The 11,038-nt window shown below is 67.2% G+C and carries 9 protein-coding genes; 2 read left to right on the top strand and 7 right to left on the bottom strand.

The features are described from left to right. Window positions 1-161 precede the first annotated feature (161 nt). The 5 genes from ACWGH4_RS21805 to ACWGH4_RS21825 all read right to left on the bottom strand — a co-directional run bounded on the left by ACWGH4_RS21805 (window position 162) and on the right by ACWGH4_RS21825 (window position 4,569). Entirely contained in the window at window positions 162-668 is a 507-nt protein-coding gene (locus tag ACWGH4_RS21805) for an LppU/SCO3897 family protein (protein ID WP_441263323.1), read from the bottom strand. A 46-nt stretch (window positions 669-714) separates the two neighbouring features. Beyond that, complete coding sequence (locus ACWGH4_RS21810) at window positions 715-1,983, bottom strand: MFS transporter (protein ID WP_453463349.1); 1,269 nt, start codon at window positions 1,981-1,983, stop codon at window positions 715-717. A gap of 76 nt (window positions 1,984-2,059) precedes the next feature. Continuing rightward, a complete protein-coding gene (locus tag ACWGH4_RS21815; RefSeq protein WP_441263321.1) occupies window positions 2,060-3,142 on the bottom strand; it encodes an inositol-3-phosphate synthase in 1,083 nt (360 codons plus the stop codon). A 60-nt stretch (window positions 3,143-3,202) separates the two neighbouring features. Beyond that, the gene (locus ACWGH4_RS21820) at window positions 3,203-3,916 is read right to left on the bottom strand and encodes a helix-turn-helix transcriptional regulator (protein WP_441263320.1); all 714 of its coding nucleotides are present in this window, start codon (window positions 3,914-3,916) and stop codon (window positions 3,203-3,205) included. Window positions 3,917-4,407: 491 nt separating this feature from the next. Further along, complete coding sequence (locus tag ACWGH4_RS21825; RefSeq protein WP_453463359.1) at window positions 4,408-4,569, bottom strand: hypothetical protein; 162 nt, start codon at window positions 4,567-4,569, stop codon at window positions 4,408-4,410. On the opposite strand from ACWGH4_RS21825, the gene ACWGH4_RS21830 reads away from it, so the two are divergent. Next, entirely contained in the window at window positions 4,549-6,945 is a 2,397-nt protein-coding gene (locus ACWGH4_RS21830) for a transglycosylase domain-containing protein (protein ID WP_453463356.1), read from the top strand. The two genes, ACWGH4_RS21825 and ACWGH4_RS21830, sit on opposite strands and share 21 nt — an antisense overlap. 119 nt (window positions 6,946-7,064) lie before the next feature. After that, window positions 7,065-8,606, top strand: a complete 1,542-nt coding sequence (locus ACWGH4_RS21835) for a glycosyltransferase family 87 protein (RefSeq protein ID WP_453463352.1) — start codon at window positions 7,065-7,067, stop codon at window positions 8,604-8,606. Window positions 8,607-8,690: 84 nt separating this feature from the next. Here ACWGH4_RS21835 and ACWGH4_RS21840 read toward each other — a convergent pair whose 3' ends face one another. Together ACWGH4_RS21840 and ACWGH4_RS21845 are read right to left on the bottom strand one after the other, a co-directional pair. Then, the gene (locus tag ACWGH4_RS21840; protein ID WP_159689867.1) at window positions 8,691-9,722 is read right to left on the bottom strand and encodes an alanine racemase; all 1,032 of its coding nucleotides are present in this window, start codon (window positions 9,720-9,722) and stop codon (window positions 8,691-8,693) included. A gap of 76 nt (window positions 9,723-9,798) precedes the next feature. Then, on the bottom strand, window positions 9,799-10,917 hold the full coding sequence (locus tag ACWGH4_RS21845; RefSeq protein WP_005315017.1) for a lipid II:glycine glycyltransferase FemX: 1,119 nt from the start codon (window positions 10,915-10,917) through the stop codon (window positions 9,799-9,801). Window positions 10,918-11,038 lie beyond the last annotated feature (121 nt).

Genomic DNA, 11,038 nt, shown 5'->3' on the forward strand with positions numbered 1-11,038 from the left:
CCACCGAGAAAAACACTGCTGTAGTCTTCGGCCGCGACAGATGTTTAAACCACCCACACGCACGCCTTCGCGTTAACCGGCGCGATGTTTCACGTGAAACATCGCGCCGTCGACACGAGCCGAGTGGGCTTGTTTCACGTGAAACAAGCCCGCGGGAGCGGCTACTTCTTGATCTCGTTCAGGCAGAGCACGAACGACTTGCCAGAGCTGCGCCGTCCGCTGGTCTGTTCGTAGTAGCCGATGTCGGCCTTGCCTTCGCAGATCGTCTGGTCCGTCGTGTCGCTGTGCACGGAGACCACCTTGTAGGCCGCCTCGGTACCGCCGCAGTCGACGACCTGCAGATCCGGGTTGATGTCGTTACCGCTGTTCTTGAGGCAGTCGCCCGCCTTCGCTGTGTCGGCATCGTCGCGGCCCATGAACCAGAACACCGCGAAAGCGATGACGGCCAGAACGCCCACGACTATCTGGAACTTCTTCTTGAGGCTGAGGCCACCGCGCGAGGGTGCAGGGGGCGGCGTCGGCGCGGTTCCCCACTGCTGCGGCTGAGTCTGTCCGTAACCCGGCTGGGGCTGCTGCATGTGCGGCTGCTGCGGGTAGCCGTACCCCGGCTGCGGCTGCTGGGGCGGCTGTCCGTAGGGGCCCTGCCCCTGCTGCGGCGGATAGGTCATGCGGGATTCCCCCTGAGAGAGTGCTCTTGTGTTTGACGCGGGCACGCTATAGCACCCGGTCGACACGGCCCCAACGCACCAGGCCTGCGGCCGCCGTTGCATAGACCCCCGCCACCATCAGGACCAGCGGAACCGATCGGCCGTCAGGGGGAAGCATCAACGCGGCGACGCCCGCCGCGCCGACGAAGGCGACGTTGAACAGCACGTCATACAGGGAGAAGACCCGGCCGCGGAACGCGTCTTCCACGGAGGTCTGCACCACCGTGTCCGTCGCGATCTTCGCCCCCTGCGTCACGAGCCCGAGCAGGAAGGCTGCGACAAGCATCGGACCGGGGCTGAACGGTAGTGCCAGAGAAGGCACGAGGACTGCGGCGGCGGCCGCGCAGGCGGTCATCCATCCGTACCGGCCGAGCTTCCCGATCCCCCAAGGGGTCAGGACGGCCGCCGCGAAGAAGCCGGCGCCCGAGGCGGCCAGGGCCAGGCCCAGCAGCGCGAGTCCGTCCGACTCGTCGGTGGACCAGGAGTAGCGGCAGAGCATGAGCACCATCACCGTCAGCGCTCCGTAGCAGAAACGGAGCAGTGTCATCGCGGTGAGCGCGTAAGTCGCCGCAGGGCGCCGGCTCAGGTATCGAAGCCCTTCGAGCAGTCCCCGCGCCGTGGAGGCGATCGCGGCACCCAGGCGGGGCTGAACCACGTCAGGGTCCGGGCCGAGCAGGTCCCTCGCCATCCGCAGGGAAGCCAGGGCCGAGCCGAGGTAGAGCGCCGCTCCGAAAAGGACGACAGCGGCGTCCGAGCCCGAGGCGACCAGTCGCACAAGGAAGGCGAGACCGCCGCCGGCTGTCGCGGCAAGCGTTCCCGCGGTGGGCGAGAGGGAGTTGGCCATGACGAGGTGCTCGGAATCCACGACGCGTGGGAGCGCCGCAGAGAGCCCGGCCAGAACGAAGCGGTTGACGGCCGTGACCGACAGGGCCGAGACGTAGAAGAGCCAGTCGGGGACGGAGGCGAGGATCAGCAGTGCGGTGCAGCAGGCGAGGAGTGCACGCAGCAGGTTCCCGTACAGGAACACCTGGCGGCGTTGCCACCGGTCGAGCAGCACCCCGGCAAAGGGGCCGACCAGGGAGTAGGGGAGGAGCAGGACGGCCATGGCGGACGCGATCGCGGTCGGAGAGGTCTGCTGTTCCGGGGAGAAGACCACGTATGTGGCAAGAGCGACCTGGTAGACGCCGTCGGCCGCCTGAGAGAGCAGGCGCACGGTCAGCAGCCGGCGGAAGCCGGCGAGGCGCAGGAGTACGCGCAGATCACGTACGACGGGCATGCGAGTAAGGGTCACACACGCGGAGGGTCCCCGGGTGTACGACCCGGGGACCCTCCGCGACGGCAGGTGGAAGCGCTTAGCGCTCGACCTCACCCTGGATGAACTTCTCGACGTTCTCGCGGGCCTCGTCGTCGAAGTACTGAACCGGCGGGGACTTCATGAAGTACGAGGACGCGGAGAGGATCGGGCCGCCGATGCCGCGGTCCTTGGCGATCTTCGCGGCACGCACGGCGTCGATGATGACACCGGCCGAGTTCGGGGAGTCCCAGACCTCGAGCTTGTACTCGAGGTTCAGCGGGACGTCGCCGAAGGCACGGCCCTCGAGGCGCACGTAGGCCCACTTACGGTCGTCCAGCCACGCCACGTAGTCCGACGGCCCGATGTGGACGTTCTTCTCGCCCATGTCGCGGTCGGGGATCTGCGAGGTGACGGCCTGCGTCTTCGAGATCTTCTTGGACTCCAGGCGCTCACGCTCGAGCATGTTCTTGAAGTCCATGTTGCCGCCGACGTTCAGCTGCATCGTGCGGTCCAGGATGACACCCCGGTCCTCGAAGAGCTTGGCCATCACGCGGTGCGTGATGGTGGCGCCGACCTGCGACTTGATGTCGTCGCCGACGATCGGAACACCGGCCTCGGTGAACTTGTCCGCCCACTCCTTGGTGCCGGCGATGAAGACCGGGAGAGCGTTGACGAACGCGACCTTGGCGTCGATGGCGCACTGCGCGTAGTACTTCGCAGCGTCCTCGGAACCGACGGGCAGGTAGCAGACCAGGACGTCGACCTGCTTGTCCTTGAGGGTCTGGACGATGTCGACCGGCGCCTCGGCGGACTCCTCGATGGTCTCGCGGTAGTACTTGCCGAGACCGTCGAGCGTGTGGCCACGCTGAACGGTGATGCCGGTGTTCGGCACGTCGCAGATCTTGATGGTGTTGTTCTCGCTGGCGCCGATGGCGTCCGAGAGGTCGAGGCCGACCTTCTTGGCGTCCACGTCGAAGGCGGCCACGAACTCGATGTCACGGACGTGGTAGTCGCCGAACTGGACGTGCATCAGACCCGGCACCTTGCCGGCCGGGTCGGCGTCCTTGTAGTACTCGACGCCCTGCACCAGCGAGGCGGCGCAGTTGCCCACGCCGACGATGGCTACGCGAACCGAACCCATTGGCGGTTGCTCCCTGTGTGTTATCGGTGTTCCGGATGAAACCCTGCGGTGCGCGGGGTTTCACTTGGCGGGGTCGTCGGACGGATCCGGCGGGGTGGAGTCATCGGGAGGCGTCCCTCCGGAAGACTCGGCACCCCTGTGCCGGGGCAGGCCGCCCGTCGCTCCAGATGTGTTGTCCTGCTGCGCGGTGCTCTCGGGCGAGGATCTCTGATCCCGCCCTGCCCGCTCGCTCTCGATGAGCTCGTTCAGCCAGCGCACTTCACGCTCCACGGACTCCATGCCGTGCCGCTGCAGCTCGAGGGTGTAGTCGTCGAGACGCTCGCGGGTGCGGGCCAAGGAGGCACGCATCTTCTCCAGACGCTCTTCGAGCCGGCTGCGGCGGCCTTCCAGCACCCGCATCCGCACTTCGCGCTCCGTCTGACCGAAGAAGGCGAAACGTGCCGCGAAGTGCTCGTCCTCCCAGCTGTCGGGGCCGGTGTGGGAGAGCAGCTCCTCGAAGTGCTCCTTACCTTCCGCCGTCAACCGGTAGACGATCTTTGCGCGCCGGCCGGCGAGCGAGGCTGCGAGGGCGTCCTCGGGAGCGTTTCCCGGTTCCTCGATCAACCAGCCGTTGGCGACCAGCGTCTTGAGGCAGGGGTAGAGGGTTCCGTAACTGAAGGCGCGGAAGATTCCCAGTGACGTGTTGAGCCGCTTGCGCAGCTCGTAACCGTGCATCGGGGCTTCGCGGAGCAGACCGAGGACGGCGAACTCGAGGATGCCGGAGCGCTTGCTCACGGTCGCCTCCTTCGCCGGTCCCGGTCCTGTATGTCGTGCTGATGTATCGACTCGATACATCAGCACGATAGAACGGCTCGACTGTCCCGACAAGGGCGGCCATGGTGAGCGGCGTCACATCGTCAATTCATAGGGAGAGAGTTGCCTGAAATGGGGTGAACTTCAGGCCTAGGTGGGTTTTGGCCGTGCGTAGTCTGTGCGGATGCAGACCACCGGGAACCATGTGACGCCTCCATGCGTCATCGCCGTGGATGCACAGCGGATGAGCCCTTCCCAGAGCTCGTCCGTATCCATTTCGGGGGGACCGGAACTCAACTGCCGCTTCCAGGCGTCTCGCCTGCCCGAGGAGTAGTCGTTCGATGAGCGAGCACCGTCGCAAACCGCCGCAGCCACAGGGTGGCGGGCGCGCCGCGGCCAGACGCGCCGCCCAGCAGTCTTCAGGCCGCCGTGGCGTCCCACCCCGGGGCGCCACAGCGGCCTCACCTGCCGCTTCACATGGTGAGGAACGGCCTTACAGCAGTCGCGCCGAGGCGCGCCGCGCCGCGCAGCGTGGTGGCCGTCGCGGCGGAGGCGGCGGTGACGGCGGATACGACGGTGCCGGCCGCCGTGGTGGACAGCCGGGTAAGAAGAGGCTGATCGACTACCCGCGCCACGGCAAATACGGGTGGCGGCGCTGGGTCCCCTCCTGGAAGCTCGTGACCGGGCTGTTCCTCGGGTTCCTCGCCAGTCTGATGACGGCGGGCACCATCGCCTACGCCATGGTGGGCGTGCCCGAGCAGGCTTTGATCGCCGGGGCGCAGAACAACGTCTACTACTGGGACGACGGCACCCAGATGGTGGCCACCGGTGGTGAGGTCAACCGACAGATCATCCCCATCTCGAAGATCCCCATCGAGATGCAGAACGCCGTCATCTCCGCGGAGAACAAGACCTTCCGCGAGGACTCGGGCATCGACCCGATGGGTATCGGCCGGGCCGTGTTCAACATGGCGCGGGGCGAGCAGACCCAGGGTGGTTCGACGATCACCCAGCAGTATGTGAAGAACGCGCGGCTGGACAACCAGGACCAGACCCTCAGCCGTAAGTTCCAAGAGCTTTTCATCTCCATGAAGATCGACTCGGAGATGAAGAAGGAAGACATCATGGAGGGGTACCTCAACACCTCCTACTACGGTCGAGGCGCTTACGGCATCCAGGCCGCGGCCCGCACGTACTTCAACAAGGACGCCGACAAGCTCGACGTGAGCCAGTGCGCATTCCTCGCGTCGCTCCTCAAGGGTGCGACCTACTACGACCCGGCCGGCGCCACGGCGATCGATCCGTCGGCGACGGAGGAAGCCAACACCAAGCGGATGAGGATCCGCTGGAGCTGGATCCTCGACGAGATGGTCAAGGACAAGTACCTCGACGCGGCGGAGCGTCAGAAGTACACGGACCTTCCCGCGTCGGAGTCGCCCCGAAAGAACGCTCAGCTCGGCGGCCAGATCGGTTACCTGGTGGACCTGGCCAAGGCCAACTTCCTGAACAACTACGACCAGGAAGTCGACCTGTCCAAGGGCGGATACGAGATCTACACGACCTTCAACAAGAAGCGGGTCGCTGCCCTCGAGAACGCGGTCAAGAAGGTCCGTGACGAGAACATCGACCCGAAGAAGCGCCCGGACGATGACACGCACGTCCAGTTCGGCGGCGCCTCGGTCGAGCCCGGGACGGGCAAGATCGTCGCGATCTACGGCGGTGAGGACGCCACCAAGCACTTCACCAACAACGCCGATGCCACCGGTGCCCAGGTCGGATCGACGTTCAAGCCCTTCGTCCTCGCTGCCGCCATGCGCGACGGCGTCCGCAACCCCGAGCTCCAGGAGGAGCAGGGGCCCGACGACCGCCGGATCGTCGACCCCGACAAGAGCCGGTACAGCGGCAAGAACAAGCTGAAGATCAAAAACTACGACGGTTCCGTCTGGCGCGACGAGAAGGGGAAGGAGTGGAATCAGACCAACGACGGTCAGCAGAACTACGGCAACATCAGCCTGCGCGAGGCGATGATCCACTCCGCCAACTCCCCTTACGTGCAGCTTGGCATGGACATCGGCATCCCGCAGGTGAGGGACGCCGCCATCGACGCCGGTCTGCTCGAGTCCAGCCTGAGCAAGTCGAACGTGCCCTCCTTCTCCCTCGGTATCTCCGAGCCCAGCGCCATCCGTATGGCAGGCGCCTACGGCACCTTCGCCGCCGAGGGTGAGCAGCGTGACCCGTATTCGGTGACGAAGGTCAAGCACGAGGGCCTGACCGTTTACGAGCACGAGGACAAGGCCGAGCAGGCCTTCGACAAGAACATCGCCAACAACGTGACCGATGTCCTCAGGGACGTCGTCGAGCATCCCGAAGGCACGGGTAACAACGCCCAGGTCAAGGGACGGCAGGTCGCCGGCAAGACCGGTACGACCGACTTCAACAAGTCCGCCTGGTTCGTCGGATACACGCCCCAGCTGTCGACCGCCATCGACATGTACCGCTTGGACGACAACGAGAAGAACAAGAAGCGCGAGTTCCTCGAGATGTACGACACCGGTGGACAGGACAAGATCCACGGTTCGTCGTTCCCCTCCGAGATCTTCCAGGACTACATGACGGAAGCGCTCAAGGGCGCCAAGGTCCTCAACTTCCCGAAGCCGGAGCCGATCGACGGTGAGGCGGTCTGGGGCGGCGGTGCGGTCAGCCCGTCCCCGACGCCCAGCAGCAGCCCGTCCTCCTCTCCGTCCCCGTCTCCGTCCACGTCCCCCAGCCCGTCCCCGTCGAGCAGCCCCGGTCCCTCGGAGTCCTGCAACCCGTGGGAGGACTGGACCTGCGGCGTCGACGGTGGCAGCGGCAACGGCGGCGGTGACGGTGGCGGCGGCAATGGCGGCGTGACGTCGAGCCCGTCGACGTCGACCGGCACCGACGGCGGCGCCGACAGCGGCGGTGGCAACGGGAACGGTGGCGGCAACGGCGGCGGCGGCCTCTTCGGAGGCACCGACGGCGAAGGCTGACGGTCACCCGCGTCGGCCATGACGAGGCCGCCGCACCGGGAAAGGACCGGCATTCGTGCCGAGCCCCCGGGGCGGCGGCCCTCGTCGTATCCCCCTCCCTGTACGGCAGGATGTGCACCATGCCCAGCGCAGAAGAGACGAGCGTGTACGAGGAAAAGCCCGACGTACGCCCCGAGGCTCCCGACGTACGTCCCACACGGCATGACCGGATCGCCGCGGCAGGCAGCGAGCTGATCGGCGGCCCGGCCGGGCGCTGGGCGTCGCGCAGCGGGGGCGGCCCGCTCACACCCGTGCGTGTGGTGGCGCTGGTCGCCATCGGCATGTTCGCGCTGGGCATGGTGCAGAAGCTGCCCTGTTACAACTGGGCGTGGTTCAGGGGCACCAGCTCGCAGTACACCCACGCGTGCTACTCGGACATCCCGCATCTCTTCGTGGGCCGCGGCTTCTCCGAGGGCCTGATCCCGTACTTCGACCGGCTGCCCGGCGACATGGAGTACCTCGAGTACCCCGTGCTGACGGGCCTGTTCATGCAGGTCGCCTCCTGGATCGGCCGCCTCGGTGGTGGCTCCGGCCAGGGGCCGCAGCAGATGTACTGGATGATCAACGCGGGGCTGCTGATGATCTGCGCAGCGGTCATCGCCGTCTGCGTCGCCCGCACGCACCGCCGGCGCCCCTGGGACGCGCTGCTCGTCGCTCTCGCCCCTGCCTTCGCGCTGACCGCCACCATCAATTGGGACCTGCTCGCGGTGGCTCTCACCGCCGCGGCGATGCTGATGTGGTCACGCGGCAGGGTTGTCGCTTTCGGCGTCCTGATCGGACTCGCGACCGCCGCCAAGCTGTATCCGGTGCTGCTGCTCGGCCCTCTGCTCGTCCTGTGCTGGCGGGCGGGCAAGTGGCGGGAATTCATCACGGCGACGCTCGGCGCGGCGGCAGCCTGGCTCGTGGTCAATCTGCCCGTGATGCTGTTCGCGCCGGAGGGCTGGAAGAAGTTCTACACGTTCAGCCAGGAGCGCCAGGTCGACTTCGGATCGTTCTGGCTGATCATCACGCAGCGCACCGGTGAGTCCATCGACGTGGAGAACGTCAACACCTACGCCACCCTGCTGATGATCCTGGCTTGCGCGGGCATCGGCCTGCTCACGTTGCGGGCCCCGCGCCGCCCCCGCTTCGCCCAGGTCGCCTTCCTGGTAGTGGCCGCGTTCATCCTCACCAACAAGGTCTACTCGCCGCAGTACGTGCTGTGGCTGATCCCGCTCGCCGCCCTCGCCCGTCCCCGCTGGCGCGACTTCCTCATCTGGCAGGCGTGTGAGGTCATGTACTACCTGGGCATCTGGATGTACCTCGCCTACACGACCAGCCCTAAGCACCAAGGGCTGCCGCAAGAGGGCTACCAGTTGGCCATCGCGCTGCATCTGCTCGGGACGCTGTACCTGTGCGCCGTGATCGTGCGCGACATCCTCATGCCGGAACGGGACGGGGTTCGTCAGGACGGCTCCGACGATCCCGGCGGGGGTGTGCTCGACGGTGCTCCGGACGCGTTCGTGCTGGGGCCGGCGGCGCATCCGCCGCGGCACGCCGCTCACGCCGAAGAAGGTCCGCGCGTGGAGTGGGGCGTTCAGGAAGGATGCGGCCCGGAGACCGGACCGCATCCTTCCGTCTGAAACCGTCTGCGGGCCCGGGCCCGGGCACCGAGCCCGGCCGGCGGGGGACGGGGCGGCGTGCCCGTCCCCCGGGCAGGGGCCTTGCTAGCGGTCCACCAGCCGGTCGAACTGCGTCGTCGTGTGCCTGAGGTGCGCCACCAGCTCGTCACCGACCTTCGGCTCCTGCGCGTCGGCGGGCACGAACAGGATGGAGACCTGCATGTGGGGCGGCTCGGCGAACCAGCGCTGCTTGCCCGCCCACACGAACGGCGACAGGTTGCGGTTGACCGTCGCCAGTCCCGCCCGTGCCACACCCTTCGCACGCGGCATCACACCGTGCAGCGCCTTGGGCGCCTCCAGGCCGACACCGTGCGAGGTGCCGCCCGCCACCACGACGAGCCAGCCGTCCGAGGCGGCCTTCTGCTGGCGGTAGCCGAAACGATCCCCTCTGGCCACGCGGGTGACGTCGAGCACGGCGCCGCGGTACTCGGTGGCCTCGTGGTCGCCGAGCCACAGCCGCGTCCCGATCCGCGCGCGAAAGCGGGTCTGCGGGAACTGCTGCTGCAGCCGGGCCTGCTCCTGGGCGCGCAGATGACTCACGAACATCGTGTGCAGCGGCAGCCTGGCCGCACGCAGCCGGTCCATCCAGCCGATGACTTCCTCGACCGCGTCGGAACCGTCGGTCCGGTCCAGCGGCAGGTGCAGGGCGAAGCCCTCCAGCCGCACGTCCTCGATGGCGGCGTGCAGCTGGCCGAGGTCCTGCTCGGAGATGCCGTGGCGCTTCATCGAGCTCATGCACTCGATGACGACCCGGGCTCCCACCAGCGCGTGTACGCCGTCGACCGAGGAGACGGAGCGGACCACTCTGTCGGGCAGCGGCACCGGTTCCTCACCGCGCCGGAAGGGCGTGAGCACCAGGAGATCGCCGCTGAACCAGTCCTTGATCCGTGCGGCCTCGTACGTCGTGCCCACGGCGAGCATGTCGGCGCCGAAGCGTGACGCCTCCTCCGACAGCCGCTCGTGGCCGAAGCCGTAACCATTGCCCTTGCAGACCGGGACGAGACCGGGGAACTGGTCGATCACCGACTTCTGGTGCGCCCGCCAGCGAGCGGTGTCGACGTAGAGGGAGAGCGCCATGGCCGGCCCGGAACCTTTCTGGTGGCTGCGGTGTATCAGAGATATGTACGAGACTACGGAGTCGGCCGCGGCGTCGTCAGCGACGCGACATGTAGATGTCGAGCGCCTTGTGGAGGAGCTTGTTCAGCGGGAAGTCCCACTCACCGACGTACTCGACGGCCTCGCCGCCGGTCCCGACCTTGAACTGGATCAGGCCGAAGAGGTGGTCCGTCTCGTCGAGCGAGTCGCTGATGCCCCGCAGGTCGTAGACCGTCGCGCCCATGGCGTACGCGTCGCGGAGCATCCGCCACTGCATCGCGTTCGAGGGCCGGACCTCGCGCCCGATGTTGTCCGAGGCGCCGTACGAGTACCAGACATGACCGCCGACGACCAGCATCGTCGCCGCGGACAGGTTGACCCCGTTGTGCCGCGCGAAGTACAGGCGCATGCGGTTCGGGTCCTCGTTGTTCAGCACCGTCCACATGCGCTGGAAGTACGAGAGGGGGCGCGGCCGGAAACGGTCCCGCTCAGCAGTGATCTCGTACAGCCGCTGCCATTCGGCGAGGTCCTCGTAGCGGCCCTGCACGACCTCCACGCCGGCCTTCTCGGCCTTCTTGATGTTGCGCCGCCACAGCTGGTTGAAGCCCTTGAGGACATCGTCCAGCGAGCGGTTGGCCAGCGGCACCTGATAGACGTACCGGGGCTGCACGTCGCCGAAGCCGGCGCCGCCGTCCTCGCCCTGCTGCCAGCCCATCTTCCGCAGCCTGTCGGCCACTTCGAACGCGCGCGGCTCGATGTGCGTCGCTTCCACGTCGCGCAGTCGCTTCACGTCCGGGTCCTGGATACCGGCCTTGATCGCCGGGGCGTCCCAGCGGCGGATCACGACCGGCGGCCCCATCTTCACCGAGAAGGCGCCCTGGTTCTTCAGGTGCGCCAGCATCGGCTGGAGCCAGTCGTCCAGGTTGGGGGCGTACCAGTTGATCACCGGGCCCTCGGGGAGGTATGCCAGGTATCGCTTGATCTTGGGGAGCTGGCGGTAGAGCACCAGGCCCGCGCCGACGAGCTCACCGTTCTTGTCGAACCAGCCGAGGTTCTCCGAGCGCCACTCCGTCTTCACGTCCGCCCACGCCGGGACCTGGCAGTGACTCGCCGAGGGCAGGGTCTGGATGTATGCCAGATGCTGCTCACGGCTGATGGTCCTCAGGGTCAGGCTCATGCGGGGCGCTCCTCGGCAGGTGTGTCCCCATGGGTCAGGGGCTCCGGCTCTCGCGCCGAAGCCTACTGGTCCGTGGCTGGGGCCCGAATGGCTGTGCACGGGAGCGGGCCGCCGGCCGGCC

The sequence above is a fragment of the Streptomyces sp. NPDC054847 genome (genome assembly GCF_053610925.1).